The organism is uncultured Brevundimonas sp. (assembly GCF_937863155.1).
Taxonomy (GTDB): Bacteria; Pseudomonadota; Alphaproteobacteria; order Caulobacterales; family Caulobacteraceae; genus Brevundimonas.
Window position 1 is genome coordinate 1 of record NZ_CALMFB010000077.1, and the last position, 25,735, is coordinate 25,735.

The following is a 25,735-nucleotide window of genomic DNA, read 5'->3' on the forward strand; positions in this document are numbered from 1 at the left end:
TCCAGAACCACGGCAGCCGTGATATGGACCCGCAAGACTCCCCTCGGCTCCACCAGGCGCCCGCCTGAAATGATAGAGATTTCAGGACCTTAGTGTGCAGCTCATGGTGCCGTCCTAAGGCTCGTCCTAAAGGCTAAATTTATTAGCCGGTTTCGCCGAGATCGACGCCTGGCAGCTTCTTGATCGTCGAAAGGAATCGCCTTCACGCGCGCGCCTGTGCGTGCGTGCGTGCGTGCGTGCGCGGGGACGGCTTAAGGTGTCATTTCTCAGGCTTCCGGTGGGGATGGCGGCGCGGGATAGAAACCGCAGATCGCGCCAGATATCGTGCTCATTAGGGCCACCTCCGGACGCCTTGGGTCGTAGGGCCTGTCGTCAGTGAAATAGAGGGGCAGCGCTTGTCCATCCGGCAGAGAACTCAGCAAGCCAGTGAGCCAAGCCGCATAGCGCGCATCGTTTCCGGCTCCCTTCGCAGCGATACAGGGGAAGCGATCAATGAACTTCATCGCCAGCGCCCTCGCATCGTCATGGCTGGCGTCCGTCCAGCCGAAACAAGATGCGCCCGAGGCAGTCGAATAGACCGCGCAACTATCCAACCCGTCCTGCGCCACCATGACCCCGTGCCCGTCAAACACGTCAGAGGGACCAATCGCGACCCGCCAGGCCAGCGGGTGCAGATAGGGCATTGCCCGTATCCGCGTCAGGCCTCCGGCATGTAGCACCGAGACCATTTCCAGAACCCGGACCGATTGCCGCCAGCGGTGACAGGACCCCTCGGTCACTAACTCCATCCCTTCCCGGTCACTTCATCCGGCTATAGGCGCGGACCAGATAGACGGCAGCGGTGACGCCAACGATCAACAGCACCGTCAGCCAGAACTGTGGGTCTCGAAGAATGACTCCAAGGAGTCCGCCGAAAGCAGGGGCCACTCCCACAGCGACGCCCAGCGCCAGCAGACCAATAAAGGCGAGCAGGATCCCGCCGGCGACTCCGAGTGCAATCTTGATGCTGCTCACAAACCCCTCCGTTCGTTGGAAGGCCTCATTCTGCACCAGACTATTTCTGTTGGCTATATCCCGTGGTTTAAATCCGCGCTTCCGGCCCTGTTGGGCCCATGCGTGCCCGCGAACTTTTGGCCTGGAATCTGCGACGACTCCGCTCGGACCGGGGGCAGTCTCAGGAGCGTCTTGCGGCCGATACCGGCATTGATCGCGCCTACCTGAGCGAGTTGGAGCGGGGTCAGGGAAATGCGACACTCGACATTATCGATCGGCTGGCGGCACATCTTGGGGTCGAGCCGGTCGAGTTTTTGGCTCCCCAGGATCCCTCATCGCCGATGCCAGAAAACCTCAAACCAGGACGCAAGGCGCGGACATAGTCTGGTTCTGACTCTAAGCTGACCTTCGGAAGGTCCGGACAAAGGGCTCGTCGGCGGCTTAAGCGGGTACACCACTAACCGCGAGCCGTTATATCCGCACCGGCATGTGGCTGGCGTCCAGCCGGCGATGGATCAGCGAAACGACGCTTAGGATGTCTTCTGCATCGGCTTTGGACATCGGCCAATGAATGCGGGCTTCGTGCGCCGTCGGATTCCGAAACATCCCAAAGGCGCCCTTCACGAGGTTCGCAAACCCGCTTTGCTCGCTTCTTTCGCTAACCGTCGAGCGCGGATTGATTGCCAACATCGGTGGTTCGCCACACAGAACGCGATCGACCAGCGCCCCACCATCATCTGTCAGACCTGTTCTTTCCCGCATCTTGCTCGCGACGCTTTTGACCGCCTCTTGCACGGCGTGAAAATAGTCCTCAGCGAGCAGCTCCGCTCTGCAAAATTCGAGCACGTCCGGGTGCACGCCGCGAGCCTCAAGATCGCTGCGCAGCTCGCGAGCACGTCGCTGTGCTTCGGGCAAAGTCTGCGCAGCCTCAACCGGTGTGAGTTTGCCGGTCTGATCGACGACCAGGCCGCAGAATGCCAAGGCCTGATTCGTCAGCGCCCGCATCGGCTCGTACCGATGAGGGTCTCTGGAGTAGCGCGCTGGCCTCATCGCTAGGCGAATGAACTCGAGGATATGGGTGCGATTCTGCCGGGTGTTCTGGCTTTCCGCGAAGGCGTTGTAGATCCGATGGCGCTTCGTCATCGGCCCAGGATCGACCATCTTGGCCGCCTCGATCAGGAAGGCAATCTCCGGGTTTGTCAGGCCTCTTTCGGTATCACCCAGAGCGCCCGCGATTGCTTCGAGTTGATCCTGTGCAAACACTTTCGCCATGGTGTTTCCCCTCTACCCGCTCTGAGTTGGCTGTGGGCCGCAGGTCGGTCAACCCGGGCTGGCAAATGGTGAGCTCTCGACACCTCCTGAAATGCGTCGGTTTCATCTCAGGGTCGGCCGGCCAACTTCGTGAATCGAGGCGAGCCGTCTGCCTCCTTGCCTTCGGCAAGCCAAGCCACGCCGCATCCTTGGCAAGTTGTTGAGGCTCGGCCTTTGAGGAGTAGGGGCGTCATCGCGACACTCATCTCGCCTCGGCAGTTGGGGCATTGATATCCGAAACGCACGCCCAGGCGACAAAACCACAACGGGCACGTCCCAGCTCCCATTAACCCATCCCCTTGCGGTGGGGAGCGGTCCCCAACCACCGCCTTTTTGGAACACCTCATAGTCATGGTCGGGTATGGCGGGTCCCCCGAACTCCAAATGAACCGAGTTCATGAAGTCAGCGGTTGTCCAGATCTCTTCCCGCCAACTCATCTGGCGAATGTCCAGGAAGCGGTATCGCGTGCTGCTGCAGTGCCGATACAGCCACTGCTCTGCGATCTGAGGGTGAAAGTGGTCGATCAAAGCGCGGTTGCGGTCTGACCACGCCTCGAACCCCTCAGTTTCGAAGCCGCCGTCACCTACTGGTCGCAAGGCTTCGGGCCAGACGTCCTGATTTCTGTTTCTCAGATCCAGCATTGCCACGCTCCCACGCCGCGACCTCAGCCAGCGGGACAACCCCTCAACTGGCCTTCGGAAGGCAAAGGGGCTTGAATTTAGATGAAAAGTGCAGATTCCGACCAGGCGCCGGTGTCCGGTCACACCCCGTACTACCTTATCCGCGCTTCCCGGTTATCCGGATTCCCGGTCGTTCTACTTCTGTCAGGACGTTGACGTCCAGTTCAGGAGCGGACATACACGTCCTGTCAAACCGGACAATTCTGTCCGGTCGGCTGACCTTGAAGCCCTCGTTTCGGGAGCACATTGTCCCGACCGACGAGGAGTACTCCGATGAGCGAAGACACTACCACGATTGAAGAAGAAGTCACCCCGAAGCCTGCCGGGAAGGCGAAAGCCACCCGGTCGTCAGAGAGCAAATGGGGCGCCGAAGTTATGGCGCTGGGCTTCTGCGTCCTGCCGTCGCTGATCTTCCGCGCCCAAGCGCGTCTGGGCCTCAGTCCGACGCAACTGGCGGTGCTGCTCCAACTGGCCGACTTTTGGTGGGATTCGGGTCGCAAGCCGTTCCCGAAGAAGGCTGACCTTGCCGAACGCCTCAATCTCAGCGACCGCCAGGTCCAGCGCCACATCGCGGATCTTGAGCTCGCCGGGTTTGTGAAGCGTATCGAGCGCACCTATGGGCGCCGCGGTAAAATCTCGAATGAATATGACCTGTCGGGTCTTGTGGCGAAGCTGAAGGCGCTGGAGCCGCAGTATCGCGAGGTCGCGGACGAGGCCAAGGCCCGCAAGAAGGCTGTGTCGAAGCCCGGCTATGATCCCAAGAAGATCAAGGCCAAGGGGCGCGCCGCGTGACCGCCGCTCTGAATAAGAAGGTGCTGTGCCTCGTCGATGAATATGGGTCCGCCGGGGACGCCGAGTTCTCGCTCGGTGCGGTGCTGGTGCTCGCGCGAGATGCCGGGCGCGTTGATCGCCGGTTCACCGGTTTGCTTGAGCCCAACGCGAACGAAATCCACGCCGTGAACCTCGACGATGGCTATCTCCAAGGACTCCTCGCGCGCTTTGGCGCTGAGGCCCCGGCGGATCGGCTGGTGATGATCAATCAGAAGATCGGGGCTCGGGCCGGCTCCGGTCCGGTGATCTATGCCCAAGCGCTCGTGGAGACGGTGAAGATTGGCTTGAAGCGTTTCCAGAAGGATGTTTTGGGGCGCGAAACCATAGGAAACGTGGACGTGATCGTCGATCATAACCACCACAACAACCACGCGGACTTCCGGCGGGAAATCGAGCGGTCGCAAGGGCACGATGGCCGTTTCAAGGGGGTGAATCGCGTGGTCACGCTGGACTCGGCTGCGTCGCGGTTACTGCAGTTGGCCGACGTGGTGGCCTACTCGCGTAAGTGGGTCGATGATGGATCGTATGGCGCCAAGGCGCTTCGCGATCAGTTTGGGATCCACATCCCCTAACGAAGAAGGGCCGCCCGAAGGCGGCCCTTTAAAAGAAGAGGAAGTCTGTGGTCGGCAACCGCAGCTTTTGGCTTTGGGTAACCACGGCGCTTGCCAAACACGCGGCCGGACAAGTCGCCTGCAGGACTTCCTGCAAGGCGGAAGATAACGATGCGGCCCTAACAATTCAAGAAGGGCATGAGACACCTGTGTCCAGTGGCTTCCTTCTGTAATGCCCCGGCACTGGTGCGGGTTCAGTTGAGAATCTCACCTCGGGCCAGACGGATCTCGCGCTCGAGCAGTGGCGAGAAGCCAAAGGTCTCGATCGGCGCTGTCTGCAGCCAGGCCCGCGCCTGATCCACATCCATGTCACGGTTGTCCGCCTTGGGGGTCAAGCGGACGGCTACGACACGAGACAGGTTCATCGCCATCAGGCTCAGGGTCGTGCGATCGGATGCGCCGAGTTCGAGATATAGCGAAATCGAAGGCAGGCGTGAGAGAGCCTCCTCGTGGCCAAGGTTGCGCAGTACTTCGACCAGCACGGAACTGTAGCAACTGAACAGTCGCAAGCATTGATATCGGACCCGGTTCTCCACCAGCTTGAGCGTGTCTCGCACGACATCGCGCTCGTCGTCCTCTGCGCGTTTTCGCCGTAGTTGGTTCTGAACGATCATCGGCAAGGGCCGGCCCCGCATCCAGAACAGGCAAATCAGGGCCAGGAAACGGTGGGACCCGTTCGTGGACGGCAGGCCCAGAATGATCTGATGACAGAGCTCCAGAATGTCACGATATGAGCCGTAGGCCTCGCCGTGTCTGGGGTGCAGAGGGATCAGTTTGAGCGCGGCGTCCTTGGAGACGCTCCCCCGGTCGCACAGCGCGTCATAGAGATCCTGCTGTTTATGGGGCGAGATATTCGGGCTCCCCCGCAAGACGCTGGATGGGAGTGTTATGTCCTTGGCGGCCTTCGAGACAGCTTCGATCAAGCGCGTAGATGTCTCAAGGTCGGGATCGAAGCCCGGCACGCGTGCCAGGGTTTGCGCCAGATTGCCGTGCAGCCGGTCGTCGAGCAGGCGACCGAAAACCGCCTCAAGTGCATCGTTCTCCGTCCTGTAACCCGGGGCTCGTTCGACCAGCCCGATGAGGGCGTTAGTCTTTTGAAGAAGCCCGACATCCACGGCCGGCGTGATGGCCGCATCGCGAGGCTTGTCCAGTGGCTTCTGGCGCCAGTTCTCGTAGTCGATCAGGAAGATGTTGCCCTGAAACTCCTTCAGCAGACGCCCGGCGCGGCCCGCGAGGTTCCAGAAGTCGACCGACTCCAAAGGGATTCTCTCACCCTTGTAGGGCTTGCAGATGAAGAGGTTTTTGGCTGGAAGATTGACCCCTTGCAGTAGCGTCGTCGTACAGACCAGGTAATCGATCACGCCGCTGCGCACAGCATCCTCGATTGCCTGACGTACAGGCGTCGGCATGTTCGAATAGTGGAAGGCGACGCCCTTCCTGACGCATTTCACCAAGATGTAAGATCGATGGACGTTCTCGGCCGCGAGACGAGCAAGGGCTTCCCGTTCCGAGGTGACTTCGCGCTCCAACCGATCTGCGATCTGTTCCGCTAGGGTTTCGGCGTCTCCAGCCCCGTCGGCATAAATGATGTTCGAGGCGCCACGCCCGAGCGATGTGGAGAGGGAGACCAGTCGCTCGACACGCGTTACGCATCGTCGTCGCAAGGACACCGTGCCGACGTCGATCGTCCGCTGCTCGTCCACGGCCTGAATCAGAACATCTCCGACGTCCCCGTCTTCGATTTTCGCCTTGAGAAAGTTCTGCGCAACGGTGGGCTCGGCGCTGGGAAGACGCTCCACATCCTCGAGCCCGAACATGTCGCCGAACACATCCAGATTTCGAACGCCCGGGCTGGCGAACATCAGTTGCGCGAGTGGCCGCCGGCGCAGCAGATCATCAATCACCCATTGCAACAGCACGCCCCGCGCGCCGTCAGCGACCGAATGGGCCTCATCGACGATCACAATCTCCGCTGCGAACCCCGGGTGGGCGGACAGCATCATTCGGACGCGTTCTTGCGTCATGACGTAGACCACACGATCCGGAAGCGGATCGCCCGGCTCGATCGGCACACTGCGCACTTCGACGCTGGTCACATCGCCCTTCTCAGGTCGCCCCAACACCTTGCGCAGATCGGCGGAGACCTGAGCGATGAGCGCTCGTGTCGGTACGAGGTAGACCACGCTCATGGGCGCGGCGGCCTCAAATCGGGCGCCCAGGAAGTTTTGGAGTACGAAGGACTTGCCCGCCGAGGTCGGGGCAGCCACGGCCAAACGACGGCCAGCGGCGAGCCGCCTCCATAGTTTGTACTGGAAGTCGGTCAGAACCAGCTTTCGCTCTCGCGCCGTGACTGTGCGGAGATCGGACACAACGAGTTCTTCGGCCAGAAGGCTCACCGGCAAGTCGACGACAGCCGTGTCGATCTCACGGCGGGTCCGCATGGCGGGGAAGTTGCCTAATCGAGCCAGGACAACCCGTGCGGCTTCTGCAAGGGGGAGATGCACTGAGCCGTGAAGTTCGAAGGCGGAGGTTGCGATTCTGTAGGCGCTCTCCCGATGTGTGCGAGTTCGGGAACACGCCAAGATGGCTGAGGCCTGAACCACCTTCTGAAGCTCGGCCGGTTCCTGCGCTGTGAACGGAAGACCGAGCTCCCGACAGAGCCAGTTCTTGCGCAGACGGTCGGCCGCTTCGTGGAAGGCTGGTGTACTCCACACGCTCTCGAACAGCTCGTCCATCAAGCCTCCGTCCAGCCGATGCGGTTCTGGAACAGGGTTCGAAAGATGGCGGTGGACGGTAGGGGGAAGAGAAACAGCTCAACCTGTCGCCCTCCGAGACCCGCGTCGGTCAGGGCCTTGGCAATCGCCGGTCCCACCTTCGCCACAGCTTTCCGGGCCTCCACGGCGAACGCGACTTCTGGGTCAAGATCATTTGCCGCTGTCCCGATGGTCTCAAACGCCTCAAAGTCGAAGGCGATCAAGCACGTCACGGCCTCGACCCTCGCGTTGGACGATGTTCCGTAAGGGTTCAAATATTCCAGCAGGGCCGACTTTGCGGCGTCGTCCATGCCGGTGAAGTCGATGTGACGCTTGACGAGGCTGAGCTCGTGCGACATCTGCTCGGCGTTCAGCGCGTTGCCAATCGACTCCACTGCCGAACTGATCGCTTTGCCAAGAGACTTCTGAAGTTTGGCCTCGCCAGAGAAAATCACCAGCTTGCCGGTGGGCGCATCGTACCGAACGTGAACCCCATCCGACCCATGCGCGGGGACCTGCCGGTTCGTTTTGAGCGACATCTTGGCGATGATCTGCGGTGCGCTCAGGATCCACTCTGTCATCAGATATAGCAGCAGCTCTCCGCCCTCGCCGTTTCGATTGGACAGGCGGTTGCCGCGGATGAACAGGCTGGCGGCCTCGTGGTCGAGGCGGGTCAGTTCGAGATGGTAGTCGTCATCATCGAGCGTGGCTTTCTTCGCGTATGTCTCAGCGAGCTGCTTTCTCGGCAGACAAAAACGCGCCATGTATTTCGAGATGACTTCGACCAGATCGTTGACGGTCGATTCTCGCTCCCGGAACGCCGGAAAGTGGAGCCGCAGCGTCAACTGAGAGCACGGCGTCGTAACGTCGTGTTCAACCGTCTTGATACGAACAGCTAAGGGCTGCCAGTTGCGCTGCAGACCGGCGAGCGCCGTTTCGAGATCGTTCTGGCTCAAGTTTGCTCGCCACCGCCTTAGCTAGCACGCCATCGATCCGTGCCTTAACCGTCTAGAACACTGATAGATAATCCTGCGGCAATCCACCCCTAGGTTACCGGAGCCCATGCGGCCGCAACTCGCGCGCTAGGTTCTAACAGGAATGTCGACATCCTGATCTGGCATTGCGGGCCGCTATTGGTGCGGCTGAAGTGTCACCAGGCAGAGGTGCTTCAGCGAGGCCACTGCGGCACCGCGGCGGCTATTGGCTGCGCTTGAGCGTCTCATCTCGCCAGCTCGGCTGGTCGAGAATTTCGCCGGCTATCAGATCAACTAGATTGGCCGGCGGGGCATCAGCGCTGTGGCTGCCGACTGACGCCATAGCTCGCCATTGCAGCATCTCTTCTATCGTGGTGTGGGGAATGTCCGGTTTCTGGAGACCAGCGATAGTCCGCTCTTGGCGCTTAGTGGAAATCCCGAGACCCCGGCAGGATGCGCAAGGTTCTGGGGTGCTGCAGATGCACGAACTCATCCGCGCCGGACAGTTCGATGACCGGCTCGTGGTCTGACGAAAGGCCGTTCAATTCGACAGACCGATCAAACAATCGCTGGACCATTAGATGGACCACGCCTTCCGGACTCTTCTCAACCACGCCCTCCACGCTTAGCAGACGCGCGCTCATGACGATGCGGCGGTGGGCCTCGAACACGGGAACCCACAGGACCAGATTGGTGATGCCGGTCTCGTCTTCCAGCGTGATGAAAATGGCCTTGCCGTTGCCGGGGCGCTGACGGACCAGAACGACGCCGGCGGTGCGGACGCGCGAACCTGAACGACGCGCCTCGACCTGGGCGCAGGTCAGCAGCCCCTCGGCGTCGAAGGCCGGACGCAGGATGGCCATGGGATGGGCCTTCAGCGACAGGCGGGTGGTCTGATAGTCGGCGGCGACATGTTCGCCCAAGGCCATGCGCGGCAGGTCGGCGTCCGGCTCCTGGCCCAGCTCGCGCGCATTCGCGGCGGCGAACAGAGGCAGGGCGTCGTCGTCGGGCAGGCGGCGCGCCTCCCACAGGGCCTCGCGCCGGTCCAGGCCCAGCGAGCGGAAGGCGTCGGCCTCGGCCAGCTTGCGGATGGCGCCAACCGGCAGTCGGGCGCGGCGCATCAGGCCTTCGATACTGTCGAACGGCCGGGTGCGGGCCAGGACGATGTCGTCGGCCCAGTCCTCGCGGAAACCGTCGATCTGGCGCAGACCCAGCCGCAGGGCCAGGGCGCCCGCCGTGCCTTCCAGGGTGTTGTCCCAATACGAGTGGTTCACGTCGATGGGCCTTGCCTCCACCCCATGCGCCTGAGCATCGCGCACGATCTGGGCGGGCGCATAGAACCCCATTGGCTGGCTGTTCAGCAGGGCGCAGGCGAAGGCGGCCGGGTGGCGGCATTTGATATAGCCGGACACATAGACCAGCCGGGCGAAGCTGGCGGCGTGGCTTTCGGGAAAGCCATAGGAGCCGAAGCCCTTGATCTGTTCGAAACAGCGCCGGGCGAAATCGGGATCATAGCCGCGTTCGATCATCCGCCCGACCATGCGGTCTTCATAGGTGTGCAGCGTGCCATCGCCGCGGAAGGTGCCCATCGCCTTCCTCAGACCGTTGGCCTCCTTGTCCGTGAACTCGGCCGCGACCATGGCGACCTTCATCGCCTGCTCCTGAAACAGCGGCACGCCCAGGGTGCGTTTCAGCACCTTCTTCAGCTCGTCGGGATCATGCGGAGGGCCGGGCCGGGCCCAGGTCACCTCCTCCTGCCTGTTTCGCCGGCGCAGATAGGGATGCACCATGTCGCCCTGGATCGGGCCGGGCCGCACGATCGCCACCTGGATCACCAGATCGTAGAAGGTGCGGGGCTTAAGGCGCGGCAGCATGTTGATCTGGGCGCGGCTCTCGACCTGAAACACCCCGATGGAGTCGCCCCGGCACAGCATGTCGTAAACGTCGACCTGTTCCGGTGGGACGGTGGCCAGGTCGTGATCCACCCCTTCATGCGTCCGCATCAGGTCCAGCGCTTTGCGGATGCAGGTCAGCATGCCCAGCGCCAGCACATCGACCTTCATCAGGCCCAGTTCGTCGATGTCGTCCTTGTCCCATTCGATAAAGGTGCGCTTCTCCATCGCCGCATTGCCTATGGGGACCAGCTCATCCAGCCGGCCGCGCGTCAGGATGAAGCCGCCGACGTGTTGCGACAGGTGGCGCGGAAAGCCCAGGATGCGGGTGGCCATGCCGACGGCGCGCCGGATCATCGGATTGGCCGGGTCCAGACCGGCCTGAAGCACGTCGCGTTCCGGGATCTCCGCGCCCCAGCTTCCCCACTGGCTGGCGGCTAAACGGGCGGTGACGTCCTCGGTCAGGCCCAGGGCCTTGCCGACCTCGCGGATGGCGCTGCGGGGACGATAACGGATGACGGTGGCGGCGATGCCGGCACGCTCGCGGCCATAGCGATCATAGATGTACTGGATGATCTCTTCGCGCCGCTCATGCTCGAAATCGACGTCGATGTCGGGCGGCTCGTTGCGGTCGGCCGACATGAAGCGCTCGAACAGCAGGTCGTGATGGGCCGGATCGACACTGGTGACGCCCAGCACATAGCAGACGGCTGAATTGGCGGCCGAGCCGCGGCCCTGGCACAGGATGCGCCGGTTCTCGGCCTCACGCACGATGTCGTGGATGGTCAGGAAATAGGGGGCCAGATCGCGCTGGGCGATATAGGCCAGCTCCTTGGCCAGCAGCCCCTGCACCTTGTCCGGCACGCCGTCGGGATAGCGGACGGGCAGACGTTCGCTGACCAGATGCTCCAGCCAGCCCTGCGGCGTCCGACCGGGAGGAATCGGCTCTTCGGGATACTGATAGCGGATGTCGGCCAGATCAAAGATCGGGCGGTTCAGGAAGTCCAGCGTCTGGGCCAAAGCCTGGGGGGCATCGGCGAACAGGCGCGCCATTTCGTCGGCGGTCTTCAGGTGCCGCTCGGCGTTGGCCAGCAGGCGTCGCCCGGCCTGATCGACCGACACCCCCTCGCGGATACAGGTCAGCACATCCTGAAGATCACGCTCGGACGCCGCGTGATACAGCACGTCATTGGTGGCCAGCACAGGCGTGTCCGCCGCCTCCGCCAGGGCCTGCAGCCGCGCCAGTCGCCGCCGGTCGTCGCCGCGCCGAGGCATGGTCGCGCCCAGCCAGACCGCGCCGGGCCGCGCCGCGTTCAACCGGGCCAGAAGCGACGGCAGCTCGTCCGTCCGCCGGTCGGGCATGACGATCAGCAAAAGTCCTTCCGGGTGGGCCAGAAGGTCGGCCAGACCGAGATGGCATTCTCCCTTCTTCCCCCGACGATTGCCCAGGGTCAGCAGGCGCGTCAGGCGGCCCCAGCCCTCGCGATCCTCGGGATAGGCGACGATGTCGGGTGTCCCGTCCGCAAACACCAGCCGCGCCCCGGTCAGCAGGCGGAAGTCGGCCGCCCGCGCCTTGATCCATTCGGTCCGTTCGTCAGGGCTCAGCGGATCGGCGATCCAGCCGTATTCGCCGGGCGATCCGCCCTCGCGCACCCTTTCCGGCGGCGACCATCCGTCTTCGCGCAGGGTCTTCAGCGCCGACCAGGCGCGCACCACCCCGGCCACCGTGTTGCGGTCCGCCAGCCCCAGTCCCGCCTGTCCCAGCAGCAGCGAGGTCAGCACCAGGGTCTTGGGATGCGACGCCCCGCGCAGGAAGGAGAAATTGCTGGCCGCGACCAGTTCGGCATAGGCCGCGTCCGTCTTTGGCGCGCTCATGCGAACAGGCCATGGACATACCAGCGCGGGGCCGGCTCATCCCCGAAATGGCCGGCACGAAACAGCCAGAACCGCCGACCCGTCTCGTCCTCCACCCGGTAATAGTCGCGCACTCGCCCCCCGCCGCGCCGCCACCATTCGCCCTCGATCCGCTCGGGCCCCTCGGCCAGTTCGACCCGATGCGTCACCCGCCGCCATTTGAACCGGGCCGGCGGGCCGTCGGGGACGGGCGAAACCACCTCCACCGGCTGCGGCGGATCGAACAGATGCAGCGGCCGCAGCGGTGGGGCGCCCAACTCGGGATCGGGCCAGCGGGCGCCGTCGTCCTTTTCCGGTCGCAAGGCTGAAACCAGGCGGCTGGCCTTTTCGGGCAGATGGGACTCCACCGGCCTTATCCAGGTCACCGCCTCTGGCCCCAGCCGTGCGGTCAGCCGGTCGATCAGGGCGTCCAGGGCCTCGGTCCTGCGGTCGCGGTCATCGATGGCGGTCTGGACCGGGTCCAGCGGCTCCAGATCCAGCGCCTCCATCCTGAGCTGATCGATGCCGAAGCCGGGGTCCAGCGGCGTCGCCAAGGCCGCCAGCCGTTCGCGGAACAGCCGGGCGAGGCTTCCGGCGTCTCGGACCGGTCTGGCGACACCCACGCCGATGCGGCGCGACAGCCCATCGACCCGAAAGACCGTCAGCCTGAACCCTCTCGCGCCCGACCGCCGCGCCTCCAGCGCGCGCTCCGTCTCGGCCAGCAGATCGACGATGACGGTTTCCAGCGGCTCGGTGGTGATCAGCGGCTCCATCAGCACGCGGTCGGCGACCACCGGCGCGGGCGGCCGAACCGGCGTGATCCGCGCATCCTCCAGCCCCAGGATGCGGTCCAGGCGCGAGGAGAAATCCGCCCCAAAGCGCGCGGCCAGGGCGGCGCGGGGCCGGTCATCGACATCGCCCACCGTCTTCAATCCTGCACGTCGCAGGGCCTGTGTCTCAGCACTAGCCAGCTCAAAGGCGGCCACCGGCAGGCGGCGGACGGCGGCGCGATCCTCACCCTCGGGCGTGACCCCGCCACCACCAAAACGGGCCAAGGCGTGCGCGGTCTGGGGTGTGCGGGCCAAGGCGATGCGAGACTGAAGCCCCAACCGGCGGGCCAGAGCAGCGGCGGTTCTCGCCAGTCTCTCCTCGCCGCCAAACAGATGGGCGCAGCCGGTCACGTCCAGCACCAGCCCATGCGGCGCGTCCAGGGCCGCCATTGGGCTGAAGCGGCTGAAGGCTTCAAGCGCACGGTCAAGCAAGGCCGCATCGCCCGCCCCATCGTGCGGCCAGGCGTTGAGTTGCGGAACCTGCGCCCGCGCATCCGCAAGGGCCATGCCGGTAGTCAACCCAAACGCCAGGGCCTCACTATCGACGGCGACCAGACGCAGGGCGTTCGCCGCCTTGTCGACCAAGGCGAACGGACCCTCAGGCCGCGCGGACGCCAGCCGCTCGACGGGCAGAAACGGAAACCAGACGGCCAGATGCCTCCGGTTCGACGAACGACCGGGTTTCACGATCCCACTCCATGATCCACTCGCCCGTCGCCAGCCCCGCCCGGCTGCGCAACAGGCTCACCTTGAAAGCGGGCCGACCCGGCGCCCGCGCCTCTAACGCCCGTGACGGCGCCGCCTTTACTGACCACCGTGTCTCTGCCGCGCTGGGTTGAGGCTGGGCTCCAGCCCGGACAAGTATGGCCGTAGCCTTACCCTGCGCGGCCGCAAGAGCGAGCCGCCGACTGGCGGTTAGGGTAAAAGCCTTGGCCTCGCCCCACCCGGTCATCAATACCAGCCCCGCAGCCCCGCTGCGCAGAGCGTCTTCACCTGCCGACAACAGAGCGACAGCGTGGGGCGCCCGAACCAGTATTATGCCCCTGGTCTCCCCCCACTCCTGCAGACCGCCGCCATACAGGGCGCCGGTCTCAGAGCGACCCCGGTCTTCGTAGATCCAGACCACCGGAGACCGACCGGTCTCAAGGGCCAAGCCCAGGCCGAAGCCATCTGCGACAGAGGCATACCGGTCCGGGGCATAGACCTCATGTAGTCCCCCGGCCAACAAGGCAGTCGGTTCCTCCCGGTCAATCGGCGACGACCCGACCATGATTGGCCACGGGCGCTTACCGCCCTGCGCCGCCGCCAGGGCTGGAAGGCTATGCCGAAGATTCGATATGGAAGCGGACCGCGCCATTTGTTCCCCAAATGTTCTCTCATATGCCGCGCACCTGGTCCTAAGAGTCAAGCCTTGATGGCGACTCGCCTCGTCGGTCTGGAAGGCAGTGACCGAAGCCCCGACAGGCCCATTTTGGCCGGTCGAGGGTAATTTAGACTCTAAATCCAGGACTGAAACCGTAGCTAAGAGTCAATCTAATGCTTGATGGTGAGACGTTGTGTTTTGGGCAGGACGAACTCCCGCACCACCCCAAAAATCGACCCGGCCGAAGGCGGGGATTTCGAGGTGATGACGGAGTCCGTTCCCCAAATGCTATGCTCGACGGAGCCGACGCAGCGAATGGGCATTCGTCACCGAACAGAGCGACGAACTGGGAGCTACTTACGACGCCTGTTCGCGTCGCCGACCGCCCTCCTCCCCAGGACCGGGCTCTCCGTGATTTGGTCGATACCCACGGTTCACGAATTAGCTCTACGTCGCCCCGCCGTTAACCGACGACGACATAGCGGGCCTCAGCCGGCCGCCGCCTCATAGATGAACCGGTCGATCTCGGTGGTCAGAAACATCGTCCGACCACTGATTTTGAAGGCGGCGATCTTTTTCGCCTTCACCAGTTCGTAGAGGCGACTCCGGCTAAGCCCCGAATAGGCGGTTGCCCGGTTTACCGTGAGCGCGACGGGTTTCAGAGATTGGTCTGACACGGGCCACATCCAAAGGCATCCCAGAGCATCCGCCCTAGCCTGTCGACCGATTTGGCGCCGAATTACTACAATGTCAAACTTATCGTCGTATTATTCTGAAAGTATCACACTGTCAATACATAGCTTGGCCTTAGATTTATTGACGTGGTGATAATTCATGCGGCCATCTTCTCGACCGTTTCGCCCAAAGCGAACGCGGCCCAACGGTCCATAACCTCCCGACGCCGTTCCAGGGCGTCACCCCTACGGTAAGCACGCTCAACCTCACTTCCGACGAGGTGGGCGAGCGACATCTCGACGATTTCGCGCGGGAAGTTGGTCTGCTCGCCGGCCCAGTCACGGAACGTCGAGCGGAAACCGTGAACGCAGACGTCAGTGACGCTCATCCGACGCAGCAGCATCTCCATCGCCATACCTGACAGGCGTTCATGGGTCGGGCGTCGCAGAAACACAAAGTCTGCGGCTGCGGGCGCGGTCGCCATGACAGACTCGGTTTGAGTCCTGACTTCCTCAAGCAGCGCGATTGCCGCGACAGACAGCGGCACCCTGTGATCGCGCTTACCCTTCATGCGCTCAGCCGGAACGGTCCAGATGCGCTTGGCGAAGTCGAATTCACACCAGCGTGCGCCAAGCGCCTCGTTGCTCCTGACCGCTGTCAGGATTGTGAATTCCAAGGCCCGAGCCGAAGAAGCGGGTCGATGGCGTAGCTTGCTCATAAACGAGGCCAGATCTTCCGCAGACATTGCGGGCAGATGTCCCCGCGTCAGCTTCGGGGGCGTGGGCAGCATCAGAGCCAGATGCCCTTTCCAAGCAGCCGGATTCTCTCCTGTCCGAAATCCTCGTGCCTTCGCAGCGTCTAAGATTTTTTCGATGCGGCCCCGGCAGCGTTTCGCCGTTTCAGGCTTCACCGCCCAGATCGGCTTCAGGACCGCCAGCACGTCGTCGGTGGTGATCTTATCCACTGGGAGCCGGCGCAACTTCTCGGCGTCTATCTCGACGCTGTAGCGCCACTGACTGATGTGCTTCGCGCTTCTCCATCCCGCCTCCTGATCGTCGATGTAGCGATCAGCGAATTCTCCGAAGAGCGGCGCCGAACGTCTCGCTTTTGCACGCTCTTCAACGGGGTTCAGGCCCCCGGCAACGGTTTCTCTTGCCGATGCTGCAGCTTGGCGGGCAGAAGCCAACGGCACGCTACGGAGCGGGCCCAGACCCATCTCCTTGGGGCGGCCGTGCCACTGGAACTTAAACACCCACCGCTTCGCGCCACTCGGATCGACATGGAGGTAGAGGTTGCCTCCGTCAGCATACCGACCGGGGTCGGTCACTGTCGTCACAAAGCGGGGAGAGAGCCGATTGATCAGCTTAGGCATACAGTCCTCCTTGGGAGGCGGCCTGCACGGCGCCATCCTAAAATCCGTCCTAGAAGCGCACCGCGACAATCACGGTTTGTTCTGGATGGTTTGGGATAGCGAGACAGAAATTTAGGTCAAGTATCAGAGAGTTAGAAAACGCCTTGGGACATTATGGGATGGAGGGTTTAGCGGACCTCGGCTCCACCAGGCGTCTCATCCCTTGGATTTGATCTGGCCCTCGATTTGATCCGGCTCGCCTGAGGGGCGGGCCGCCGATCATCCCGCCGTCCCTGCGCTCAGAACGGGTCGATGCGTTGTCCGGCGGTCGGGTTGTGCAGGTAGATCAGCCTGCCCGAGGCGTCGAAATTGGCGCTCAGGACATGTTCGTCCACCGACACCCCGCGCAGGCGACGATAGCTCCAGCGCAGGATGCGGACGTTGTCGGCCGGGCGCACCGTGTCCATGTCGGGCGGGCCAAGCGCGGAAATGGCGTCTTCGGCGGTCGTGACGCCTATGCGGAACGCCTCGCTGGCGTCGCGGTCATAGACGCGGCCCTGGGTGGCGCACGCGGTCAGCAGCAGAGCCACGGACAAGGTCGCCAGCGCACCACGCATGTCCTTACGCCTCCGATCCGGGTCGAGCGTCGCCACCGTCGCTGGAGGGGCGTCCGCTGTCTATCCCGTGCAAAGGCGGATGGCCGCATGGCGGAATGAAGGCGGGATGATGGACAACCGGGCGCTTTCCTCGGACAGCTAAGACCTCGCACGCGGCGTGGCGATTCGAGGCGGACGGAATGAGACGGCTGGCGATTGTGGGGGCCGGAGGGCATGGGCGGGTCGTCGCCGACGCGGCGGAGGCCGCCGGCTGGACCGTGCCCGGCCTGTTCGACGATCAAGCGCCGACCGACAGCCCCTGGCCGATCCTGGGCGACATCGCCGCCGCCGTTGATCAGGCGGCCGGTTTCGACGGCGTCGTCGTGGCCCTGGGCGACAATGGGCGGCGGCTGGAGCTGACCCGGCGGCTGGCGGCGCAGGGGGCGCCCCTGGCCCTTGTCGTGCATCCGACCGCCTGGATCAGCCCGCGCGCCACGGTCGGCGCCGGATCGGTCATCCTGGCCGGGGCCCTGGTGGGGACCGGCGCCCGGCTGGGCCGGGGCGTCATCGTCAACACCGGCGCCAGCGTCGATCATGATTGCCGGCTGGAAGACGGGGTGCATGTGTCGCCCGGCGCGCGGCTGGCCGGCGGGGTGACGGCGGGCGAAGGCGTCTGGATCGGCATCGGCGCCGTGGTGCGCGAAGGCCTCACCCTCGGCGCGGGCGCGCGGGTCGGCGCCGGGGCCGCCGTGGCCGCCCCGGTGGCGGCGGGGGTCACCGTGGTCGGGGTTCCGGCCCGGCCGATGGAGGACCGGGCATGCTGAACGGCCCCTTTTCGCCCTGGCCCGCCTATTCGCCCGAAGAGATCCAGGCCGTGGCCGAGGTTCTGGCCTCGAACCGGGTCAACTACTGGACCGGCGACCTGTGCCGGGATTTCGAGCGCCGCTTCGCCGGCTGGGTCGGCGTGCCCCACGCCGTGGCTCTGTCGAACGGGACCACGGCGCTGGAGGCCTGTCTGCACGCCCTGAAGATCGGGCCGGGGGACGAGGTGATCACCACGCCGCGCACCTTCGTGGCCTCGGCCTCATGCGTGGCCATGGCCGGGGCGACGCCGGTGTTCGCCGATGTGGACGCCGACACCCAAGGCCTGTCGGCCGATACGATCCGCGCCGTGACGACCCCCCGCACCCGCGCGGTGATCTGCGTCCATCTGGGCGGCGTTCCCTGCGACATGGACCCGATCCTGGCCCTGGCCGACCAGCACGGCTTCAAGGTGATCGAGGACTGCGCCCAGGCGCATGGCGCGCGCTATCGCGGGCGCAACGTGGGGTCGATCGGCCATATCGCCGCCTGGTCCTTCTGCCAGGACAAGATCATGACCACCGGCGGCGAAGGCGGCATGGTCACCACCGACGATCCGACCCTGTGGGACTCGGTCTGGTCGTGGAAGGATCACGGCAAGACCTGGGAGGCCATGTACGAACGCGACCATCCGCCCGGCCCGCGCCTGGTCCATGACCGGCTGGGGACCAACGCCCGGATGATCGAGATGCAGGCCGCCATCGGCCTGATCCAGCTGGACCGGATGGCCGACTGGACCGCGCGACGCACCGACAACGCCGGGCGCATCCTGGAGGCCTGCGCCCGCTGGCCGGCCCTGCGGGTTCCGTCAGTGGCGCCCGATGTGATCCCGGCCTGGTATCGCGCCTACGCCTTCGTCAGGCGGGATCGTCTGGCGGCCGGCTGGAGCCGCGACCGGATCGTCGACGCCATCCAGGCCAGGGGCGTGCCCTGCATGGTCGGCACGGCGCCCGAGGTCTATCTGGAACAGGCGTTCGACGCCGTGGGGCGGCCGGCCCAGCGCCTGCCGATCGCGCGACAGCTGGGCGAGACCGGCCTGTGCTTCCTGACCCACCCGACCCTGACCGATGACGAGGTCGCCCGGACCGTCGCGGCGATCGACGCCGTCATGGCCGAGGCCTCAGATGGCTGAGAGGGATCCGATAGATCAGCTCTATGACGCCGAAGGCGATCAGGCCTTCGACAACGAGGCTGAGGATCGGCGGGGCAATCCGTGGGTGATCGCCGCGTGGGTCGGCTTCGTCGGGCTGTGGATGCAGATCGCGGCGCCTGTGGAATCGTCGGTCTGGTTTCGGCTCGTCAACCTTGGCTTTATGGTTGTCTTGGGCGTCTGGGCCTGGACGCTTCATCGATATTGGGAGCCCGTCCTGCGTAGCCTCTGGCGTGGCGGCTGGGCGCGCATTCGGCCCCGACAGAAAAGGCCCCGGCGTTCCCGCCGGGACCCCGATCTCTAGCGATCCGTTCCGCGCCTATTCGCGGCTGCCCATGAAGGCCAGCAGGAACTGGAAAAGGTTGACGAAGTTGATAAACAGGCTCAGCGCGCCGAAGCCGGTGGCCACGCCCATCGCCGCCTGTTCGCCGCCCAGGGCGTAATAGGTCATCTTCAGCCGCTGGGTGTCATAGGCGATCAGGCCCGAGAATATCAGCACGCCCGCGCCCGAGATGATCAGGTACATCACGCCCGACTGCATGAACATGTTGACCACCGAGGCGATGATCAGGCCGATCACCCCCATGATCAGGAAGGTGCCCATGCCCGACAGGTTCTTCTTGGTCGTATAGCCGACCAGGCTCAGCGCGCCGAAGGCGGCCGCCGTGACAAAGAAGGTCGAGGCCAGCGAACCGTTGGTGTAGCGCAGGAACAGCAGGCCCAGGCCGGCGCCGATGGTCGCCACCACGGCCCAGTACAGCAGGTTCACGCCCCCGGCGGTCGGGTTCTTCATGAAGAACATCGAGCCGAACAGCAGCACCAGCGGCGAGAACTGCACCACCATGCCCAGCATGGTCAGGCCGACACGGCCGTCCGGCCCCACGGCGAACAGCATCTGCTGCACCGCCGGCACATTGCCGGTGACGTAGGCCAGGGCGCCGGCGACCACCAGGCCCAGGGCCAGCTTGTTATAGACGCCCAGCATGAAGGCGCGCAGCCCCGCGTCGACCGACATGTCGAGGCTGGCGGGCGCTGGGCGGGCGTATCCGTCGTTTCTGAAATCGCTCATCGGCGTCTTGTCTCCCTTGAGGGACGCCATCGGCGCCCGCTTTGATGACGAATATCGGGGCCGGCTTGCTTCGGCGCAAGCAAATCCGGGCTTTCGGGACCTGACCGGGGCCGCTACCAACGGTCGCATGGTCCGTCTGTTCGCCGCCCTGACCCTGCCGCCCGACGTGGTCGAGACGCTGCAACGGCGCCAGTCGGGCCTGCCCGGCGCCAAATGGCGGCCGCCCGAGGGCCTGCATGTCACCCTGGCCTTCTATGGCGAGATGGACGAGCGCCGGGCCGACGAGGTCGCCTCGGAACTGACGCGCGTTTCGTCTTCGCCGTTCGACATCGAACTGACCGGAACCGGCGCGTTCGGGGAGGGCCACCGCACCCACGCCGTCTGGGCTGGGGTGGCGCCGAACGACCGCCTGGACGTCCTGGCCGGGCGATGCCGGGCGGCGGGCGAACGGGCGGGCCTGACGCTGGAGAAGCGCGCCTATCGCCCGCATGTGACCCTGGCCTATCTGAAGCCCCAGGCCGATCCGGCGCGGATCGCCGCCTGGATCCAGGGGCACAATCTGCTGCGGTCGCCGCCGTTCCGCATCGACCGGTTCGGCCTGTATTCCAGCGTGCTGAGCGACGCCGGCAGCCACTATGCGCTGGAACGGGAGTATCTGCTGTGAGCCACACGCCCCCCAGCGGACTGATGGGTGAAGGCCCCGTCCTTCAGACGCCGCGCCTGATCCTGCGCCCGACCCGGATGGAGGATTTTCCGCGCTGGGCCGAAAGCATGGCGCATCCGTCGGCCCGTTTCATCGGCGGCCCCCAGACGCCCGAGGCCGCCTGGCGCGGCCTGATGACCATGGCCGGGGCCTGGTCCCTGACAGGGGTGGCCATGTTCAGCCTGATCGAACGGTCCAGCGGCCTGTGGATGGGCCGCATCGGCCCGTGGAAGCCCGAGGGCTGGCCGGGCAACGAGGTCGGCTGGGGCGTCCATCCCGAGGGGGCGGGGCGCGGCTATGCGCTGGAGGCGGCGGCGGCGGCCATGGACTACGCCTTCGACGTTCTGGGCTGGGACGACGTCATCCACTGCATCGACCCGGACAACATCCCATCCCAGCGCCTGGCCCAGAAGCTGGGATCGTACAACCAGGGGCCGACCCGCCTGCCGCCGCCGTTCGAGACGGCCACGGTCGACAAATGGGGCCAGTCCCGCGACGACTGGCGCATCAACCGCCAGACGCTGCCGCCGGGTGTCTTCTAGAGCCAGGGTCTAGACGCGGATGTCCAGCAGGGCGCCGGGCCGCTGTTCGCGGATCGGCTGGGCCTGAACCTCGGCCGGCGACAGGGTTTGCGCCTGCACCGACGCCGGCGAGGCGGCCGGCGCCTGGGCGCGATCCAGGGCGGCGCGGAAGAAGGCGGCCTGGGCGGCCTTGATCCCGGCGTTCGGCGCCGCTGCGCCCGCCGGGGCGGGCATGAAGGGCAGATCGGGGCGCACGGCGGTCATGCCGGCGAAGGTTAACGCTCAGGGTTGATGAACCGTTAAGGCCCCAGAAACGTCCAGAAACACTAAGGCTGCAGCGCCGCCGCCAGCCGGTCCGCCTCGGCCGGATCGATCAGCGGGCCGGACGCCTTGGCCACCACCTTGCCATAGGCGTCCACGGCGAAGCTTTCCGGCACGCCCGACACGCCCAGGTCCAGCCCCGCCCGCCCCTCGCGGTCCACCAGCACCATGCGGTACGGATCGCCCAGTTCGTCCAGAAAGGCGCGGGTGGCGGCCGGGTCGTCCTTATAGGCCACGCCGACGACGGCGACTCCTTGGGCCTGCAGCCGCATCAGCTGGGGATGCTCCAGCCGGCATGGCGCGCACCAGCTGGCGAAGACATTGACGATCATAGGCCGGCCGACGCCCGCCGTCTTCAGGTCCAGATGCCCGGGCCCGGCGACCTCGCCGGTCAGGAGCGGCAGCACCGTCTCGGGGATAGGGCGGCCCACCAGGGCGTCGGGCCGCGCCGCCGGATCGCGCTTCAGCGACCAACCGACGAACAGCACCGTCAGCCCCACCAGCACCGCCAGCGGGATCAGGGTCAGCCAGCGATTCATGCGTCGTCTTCCGGCTGGATCGCCTTCAGGGCGCGGGACCAGCGCCGCGCCGCGACCAGAGTGCGCAGGACCACGGCGCCCAGCACCAGGGCGCTGATGCCCCAGGCGGGCCAGACGAAGGCGGCGTAGGGGCTCATGTCCAGATCAAACATGGGATCAGGCCTCCAGGGCGGCGCGGGCGCGCAGGGCCAGGACCCGGCGGCGCGTCACCTCGGTGCGGATGGCGGTCACCCAGACGGCGGCGAACAGCACCCCATAGGCCGCCATCATGGTCAGCAGCGGCCAAAGATAGGCCGGGTCCAGGCTGCTCCCCTCGGCCCGCAGCAGCGAGGCGGGCTGATGCAGGGTGTTCCACCAGTCGACCGAAAATTTGACGATCGGCAGGTTCACCAGACCCACCAGGGCCAGGATGGCCGCCGCCCGCCCGGCCTTGTGCTCGTCGTCGATGGCGGCGCGCAGGGCCATATAGCCGACATAGAACAGCATCAGCACCAGAACGCTGGTCAGGCGCGCGTCCCAGACCCACCAGGTTCCCCACATGGGCTTGCCCCACAGGCTGCCGGTCACCAGGGCCAGAAGGGTGAAGGCCGCGCCCGGCAGAGCCGCCGCCCGCGCCGCCGCATCGGCTAAGGGGTGACGCCACACCAGGGCGAACAGGCTGGCGATGCCCAGGGCGGCGTAGGCGGCCAGGCCCAGGGTCGCGGCCGGCGCATGCACGAACATGATCCGCACCGTGTCGCCCTGCTGGTAATCCTCGGGCGCGGTGAAGGCCATCCAGATCCCGGCCGCCAACAGCCCGGCGGCCAGCAGCCACAGCACGGGCGCCAGGGGGCGGGTGAAGCGCATGAAACGCTGGGGATTGGCCAGGCCGAACATCGTGGAGCGCTGTTTAGACGGCGCATGACGAAAGCGTAAGTGGCGCCGCGCGGCGCCGCGTTCTTTAACGGTCGCGACGGAGGGACGCGAGATGACGACACGCACGATCCTGGCCCCGATGGCGACCCTGGCCCTGCTGGCGGGCGCCGCCCAGGCCGAACCCCAGACCCCGGCCTATCTGGATGTTCCGGCCTGGATGACCGAGACGCGCGACTGGTCCGCCACCCTGGAACAGGACGCCCGCGCCCTGCACGCCATCGTCATCGACAGCCACCCGGGCGTGCATGACGCCCTGAACCCCCAGTTCCGGGCGCGGGTCGACGCCGGCCTGGCCCAGGCGCTGGAGCGGGCGCGGGCCACCACCGATGCGGGCGGATACTGGTGGGCCATGCGGGCCTTCGCCGCCTCGTTCCAGGACGGCCATCTGGCCATCGCCCTGAAGCCTCAGGGCGGTCTGCCGGTGCGCTGGCCCGGTTTCCTGACCGCCTATCGCGGCGACGATCAGGTGGTGGCCGACCGCGACGACCAGGACGCCGACGCCCCGCCGCTGGGCGCGCGGCTGGTCGACTGCGACGGAACTCCGGCCCCGGCCCTGGCGGAGCGCCGGGTGGGCGAATACCGCGGTCGCTGGTTCCTGGAGGCCCAGCGGGCCTCGAACGGCGACTGGATGTTCATGAACGCCAACAATCCCTGGGCGCCCGAGATGCGCGAATGCCGGTTCCAGGTCGGCGACCAGACCCGCGCCTACGCCCTGAACTGGCGGCCGATCGCCTCCACCGAACTGGGTCCGCGCCGCACGCGGGCGCAACAGCGGGCGACGCCGGATTTCGGCCTGACCCGGCTGGACGACGGCGGCGTGTGGATATCCACGCCCAGCTTTGACGGCGACCCGAACGGCTCGTCCCATCGCGCCCTGACGGCCCTGACCGAACAGATGCAGACGGATCAGGCCGCCTTGCGCGCCGCCCCCTATGTGGTGCTGGACGTGCGCGGCAACGGCGGCGGCTCGTCGCACTGGTCGCGCAATATGGCGCGGGTGCTGTGGGGCGAGGACTGGATGGCCGACCACGCCCTGCCGCCCATCGAAAGCATCGACTGGCGCGCCTCCGACGACAATCTGGCCGCGATCCAGGGCTATCTGGACGAATGGACCGCCGCCAACGAAGACGAAGCCCGCATCAACTGGGCGCGCGAGATCGTCGACGGCATGACCGCCGCTCGCGCCGCCGGTGAACCCTTCTGGCGCGACATGAACACGCCGCGCACCCCGCGCGAGGGTCCGGCGGCGGCGCAACGGATGGCGGGGCGGGTCTATGTGCTGACCGATTCCGTCTGCGCGTCGGCCTGTCTGGACGCGGTGGACCTGTGGAAGGCGATGGGGGCGATCCAGATCGGGCGCGAGACCTCGGCCGACACCGTCTACATGGACGTGCGCTCCACCGACCTGCCCAGCGGGGTGACGCGGCTGGTGCTGCCGATGAAGGTCTGGCGCGGCCGGGCGCGCGGCAATAACGAGCCCCAGCGACCGGCGCATCCGTACGACGGCGACATGGCCGACGAGGCGGCGCTGAGGGCCTGGGTGCGCGGCCTCTGATTGAGGGTCAGTCCAGGGCCGACCGCACCGCGGCGGCGCCTGCCAGGGGCGCGACCACGGCGGCGAACAGGCCATAGGCCGCCAGCAGGGCCACGGCCGGCCAGGGGTCGCCGCCCTCGGCCGCGCGCGCCAGGGCGCCGGCCCCGAACACAGCGGGCGGGATATAGAGGGGCAGCACCACCACGGCGATCAACAGCCCCCCGCGCCGCGACCCCAGGGCCAGGGCCGCGCCCAGCGCCCCGGTCAGCGCAAAGCCGAACGCTCCGATCAGGGCCGTCAGCAGGGCCAGCGGCGCCAGATGGACCGGCAGGCCCAGGGCCATCGCCCCCACCGGCGCGATCAGGGCCAGGGGCGCCCCCACCGCCAGCCATTGCGCCTTGGCCTTGGCCAGGACCACCAACTCCAGCGGGACCGGCCCCAGGGCGATCAGGTCCAGCGAGCCGTCCTCCAGATCACGCTCGAACAGCTTCTCCAGCGACAGGGTCGAGGCCAGGGCCAGGCCCAGCCAGGCGACCCCGCCCGCCAGCGGCCCCAGCGCCTCGGGCGCCGCCCCGACCGTCAGCGGAACCAAGGCCGTCAGCGTCAGGAAGAAGCCGCAGGCCAGCAGCGGCCCGCCGCCCCCGCCCCAGGCCAGGGCCAGCTCGCGCCGCCACAGGCTCATCAGGGCCGTCATGCCAGACCCCCCAGGTCCAGAGGCTGCAGATCAAGGGTCAGGGCCGCGACCGGCAGCGGATCATGCACCGCCGCGACCACCAGGCCGCCGCCGGCCAGATGCTCGGCCATGACCGCGCCGATGCGGGCGCGCCAGACGGCGTCCAGCGGCGCGAACGGTTCGTCCAGCAGCCAGACCGGGCGCGGCGCCGCCAAAAGGCGGGCGAAGGCCAGCCGCCGCCTCTGGCCCGCCGACAGCTTGCGCACCTCCAGCGCCAGGAGAGGTTCGAGGCCCAGCCGTTCGACCGCCGCCGCCACGGTGGCGGGGCTTCCGCCCAGGAAGCGCGCCTGAAAGGCCAACTCGTCGCCCGCGCGCCGGGCGCCCTTCAACCCGTCCAGATGCCCCATCAGATGCAAGCCATGCGCGCGCGCCGCTTCGGGCGCCGTTTCGCCGAAACCCACCGACCCCGCTTCGGGCCGCACCAAGCCGGCGATGACGCGCAGCAGGGTGGTCTTGCCGGCCCCATTGGCCCCGGTCAGGGCCAGGGCCTGGCCCGCCGCCAGATCGGACGACAGGTCGCGGAACAGCACCCGCTCGCCGCGGCGCACGGTCAGCCCATTCAGGGTGAGGCGATCAGGCGTCACCGGCTCAACCCATTGAGAATCATTCGCACCTTTCGCGCGACATGGACGCGA

At 65.9% G+C, this 25,735-nt stretch carries 26 protein-coding genes; 9 read left to right on the top strand and 17 right to left on the bottom strand.

All coding sequences use genetic code 11. The features are described from left to right. Positions 1-266: 266 nt before the first annotated feature. Together Q0581_RS14335 and Q0581_RS14340 are read right to left on the bottom strand one after the other, a co-directional pair. Entirely contained in the window at positions 267-683 is a 417-nt protein-coding gene (locus Q0581_RS14335) for a hypothetical protein (protein ID WP_298701134.1), read from the bottom strand. A 115-nt stretch (positions 684-798) separates the two neighbouring features. Continuing rightward, positions 799-1,014, bottom strand: coding sequence for a hypothetical protein (locus tag Q0581_RS14340; protein WP_298701135.1), 216 nt, complete (start codon positions 1,012-1,014; stop codon positions 799-801). A gap of 98 nt (positions 1,015-1,112) precedes the next feature. On the opposite strand from Q0581_RS14340, the gene Q0581_RS14345 reads away from it, so the two are divergent. After that, entirely contained in the window at positions 1,113-1,376 is a 264-nt protein-coding gene (locus Q0581_RS14345; protein WP_298701136.1) for a helix-turn-helix transcriptional regulator, read from the top strand. A gap of 88 nt (positions 1,377-1,464) precedes the next feature. Here Q0581_RS14345 and Q0581_RS14350 read toward each other — a convergent pair whose 3' ends face one another. Then, complete coding sequence (locus Q0581_RS14350) at positions 1,465-2,265, bottom strand: TIGR02391 family protein (protein ID WP_298701137.1); 801 nt, start codon at positions 2,263-2,265, stop codon at positions 1,465-1,467. 993 nt (positions 2,266-3,258) lie between these two features. Here Q0581_RS14350 and Q0581_RS14355 point away from each other — a divergent pair. Beyond that, positions 3,259-3,777, top strand: a complete 519-nt coding sequence (locus tag Q0581_RS14355; protein ID WP_298701138.1) for a helix-turn-helix domain-containing protein — start codon at positions 3,259-3,261, stop codon at positions 3,775-3,777. Continuing rightward, positions 3,774-4,388, top strand: a complete 615-nt coding sequence (locus tag Q0581_RS14360; RefSeq protein WP_298701139.1) for a DUF3800 domain-containing protein — start codon at positions 3,774-3,776, stop codon at positions 4,386-4,388. Before Q0581_RS14355 ends, Q0581_RS14360 begins: the two co-directional genes overlap by 4 nt. A gap of 233 nt (positions 4,389-4,621) precedes the next feature. Here Q0581_RS14360 and Q0581_RS14365 read toward each other — a convergent pair whose 3' ends face one another. The 7 genes from Q0581_RS14365 to Q0581_RS14395 form a co-directional block, all read right to left on the bottom strand. After that, positions 4,622-7,162, bottom strand: a complete 2,541-nt coding sequence (locus Q0581_RS14365) for a DEAD/DEAH box helicase (RefSeq protein WP_298701140.1) — start codon at positions 7,160-7,162, stop codon at positions 4,622-4,624. After that, complete coding sequence (locus Q0581_RS14370; protein WP_298701141.1) at positions 7,162-8,136, bottom strand: DUF1837 domain-containing protein; 975 nt, start codon at positions 8,134-8,136, stop codon at positions 7,162-7,164. The genes Q0581_RS14365 and Q0581_RS14370 overlap by 1 nt, the downstream gene beginning before the upstream one ends. A gap of 443 nt (positions 8,137-8,579) precedes the next feature. Further along, positions 8,580-11,921: an error-prone DNA polymerase gene (locus Q0581_RS14375; protein ID WP_298701142.1), complete on the bottom strand. Its 3,342-nt coding sequence runs from the start codon at positions 11,919-11,921 to the stop codon at positions 8,580-8,582. Further along, a complete protein-coding gene (locus Q0581_RS14380; RefSeq protein WP_298701143.1) occupies positions 11,918-13,456 on the bottom strand; it encodes a DNA polymerase Y family protein in 1,539 nt (512 codons plus the stop codon). Before Q0581_RS14380 ends, Q0581_RS14375 begins: the two co-directional genes overlap by 4 nt. A gap of 1,164 nt (positions 13,457-14,620) precedes the next feature. Continuing rightward, entirely contained in the window at positions 14,621-14,809 is a 189-nt protein-coding gene (locus Q0581_RS14385) for a helix-turn-helix domain-containing protein (protein WP_298701144.1), read from the bottom strand. Positions 14,810-14,964: 155 nt separating this feature from the next. Further along, positions 14,965-16,179 (bottom strand): site-specific integrase, encoded by a 1,215-nt coding sequence (locus Q0581_RS14390; protein WP_298701146.1) that lies wholly within the window; start codon positions 16,177-16,179, stop codon positions 14,965-14,967. Between the two features lie 278 nt (positions 16,180-16,457). After that, on the bottom strand, positions 16,458-16,748 hold the full coding sequence (locus Q0581_RS14395; protein WP_298701147.1) for a hypothetical protein: 291 nt from the start codon (positions 16,746-16,748) through the stop codon (positions 16,458-16,460). Between the two features lie 206 nt (positions 16,749-16,954). Here Q0581_RS14395 and Q0581_RS14400 point away from each other — a divergent pair, with 206 nt between their 5' ends. From Q0581_RS14400 to Q0581_RS14410, 3 genes are read left to right on the top strand one after another with little or no spacing between them, the layout of a single operon-like run. After that, positions 16,955-17,578 carry an acetyltransferase gene (locus tag Q0581_RS14400; RefSeq protein WP_298701148.1) on the top strand — a complete coding sequence of 208 codons (624 nt, stop codon included), beginning with the start codon at positions 16,955-16,957 and terminating at the stop codon, positions 17,576-17,578. After that, a complete protein-coding gene (locus Q0581_RS14405; protein ID WP_298701149.1) occupies positions 17,572-18,747 on the top strand; it encodes a DegT/DnrJ/EryC1/StrS family aminotransferase in 1,176 nt (391 codons plus the stop codon). The genes Q0581_RS14400 and Q0581_RS14405 overlap by 7 nt, the downstream gene beginning before the upstream one ends. Continuing rightward, complete coding sequence (locus Q0581_RS14410) at positions 18,740-19,069, top strand: hypothetical protein (protein WP_298701150.1); 330 nt, start codon at positions 18,740-18,742, stop codon at positions 19,067-19,069. The genes Q0581_RS14405 and Q0581_RS14410 overlap by 8 nt, the downstream gene beginning before the upstream one ends. A gap of 15 nt (positions 19,070-19,084) precedes the next feature. On the opposite strand, the gene Q0581_RS14415 is transcribed toward Q0581_RS14410, so the two are convergent. Next, positions 19,085-19,834, bottom strand: a complete 750-nt coding sequence (locus Q0581_RS14415) for a Bax inhibitor-1/YccA family protein (RefSeq protein ID WP_298701151.1) — start codon at positions 19,832-19,834, stop codon at positions 19,085-19,087. A 127-nt stretch (positions 19,835-19,961) separates the two neighbouring features. Between Q0581_RS14415 and thpR the strand changes: the two genes are divergently transcribed. Together thpR and Q0581_RS14425 are read left to right on the top strand one after the other, a co-directional pair. Beyond that, entirely contained in the window at positions 19,962-20,498 is a 537-nt protein-coding gene (gene thpR, locus Q0581_RS14420) for an RNA 2',3'-cyclic phosphodiesterase (protein ID WP_298701152.1), read from the top strand. 23 nt (positions 20,499-20,521) lie between these two features. Further along, entirely contained in the window at positions 20,522-21,079 is a 558-nt protein-coding gene (locus tag Q0581_RS14425) for a GNAT family N-acetyltransferase (RefSeq protein WP_298701203.1), read from the top strand. A gap of 9 nt (positions 21,080-21,088) precedes the next feature. Here Q0581_RS14425 and Q0581_RS14430 read toward each other — a convergent pair whose 3' ends face one another. The 4 genes from Q0581_RS14430 to Q0581_RS14445 form a co-directional block, all read right to left on the bottom strand. Beyond that, positions 21,089-21,322, bottom strand: coding sequence for a hypothetical protein (locus tag Q0581_RS14430; RefSeq protein ID WP_298701153.1), 234 nt, complete (start codon positions 21,320-21,322; stop codon positions 21,089-21,091). A gap of 62 nt (positions 21,323-21,384) precedes the next feature. Then, positions 21,385-21,918 carry a DsbE family thiol:disulfide interchange protein gene (locus tag Q0581_RS14435; protein WP_298701154.1) on the bottom strand — a complete coding sequence of 178 codons (534 nt, stop codon included), beginning with the start codon at positions 21,916-21,918 and terminating at the stop codon, positions 21,385-21,387. Next, complete coding sequence (gene ccmD, locus Q0581_RS14440; RefSeq protein WP_298701155.1) at positions 21,915-22,070, bottom strand: heme exporter protein CcmD; 156 nt, start codon at positions 22,068-22,070, stop codon at positions 21,915-21,917. The genes Q0581_RS14435 and ccmD overlap by 4 nt, the downstream gene beginning before the upstream one ends. A 4-nt stretch (positions 22,071-22,074) precedes the next feature. Then, on the bottom strand, positions 22,075-22,794 hold the full coding sequence (locus tag Q0581_RS14445) for a heme ABC transporter permease (RefSeq protein ID WP_298701156.1): 720 nt from the start codon (positions 22,792-22,794) through the stop codon (positions 22,075-22,077). 91 nt (positions 22,795-22,885) lie between these two features. Between Q0581_RS14445 and Q0581_RS14450 the strand changes: the two genes are divergently transcribed. Continuing rightward, entirely contained in the window at positions 22,886-24,388 is a 1,503-nt protein-coding gene (locus Q0581_RS14450; RefSeq protein ID WP_298701157.1) for a S41 family peptidase, read from the top strand. Between the two features lie 7 nt (positions 24,389-24,395). On the opposite strand, the gene ccmB is transcribed toward Q0581_RS14450, so the two are convergent. Together ccmB and ccmA are read right to left on the bottom strand one after the other, a co-directional pair. After that, positions 24,396-25,061, bottom strand: coding sequence for a heme exporter protein CcmB (ccmB, locus tag Q0581_RS14455; protein ID WP_298701158.1), 666 nt, complete (start codon positions 25,059-25,061; stop codon positions 24,396-24,398). After that, positions 25,058-25,684, bottom strand: coding sequence for a heme ABC exporter ATP-binding protein CcmA (gene ccmA / locus Q0581_RS14460; protein ID WP_298701159.1), 627 nt, complete (start codon positions 25,682-25,684; stop codon positions 25,058-25,060). Before ccmA ends, ccmB begins: the two co-directional genes overlap by 4 nt. Between the last annotated feature and the right edge of the window lie 51 nt (positions 25,685-25,735).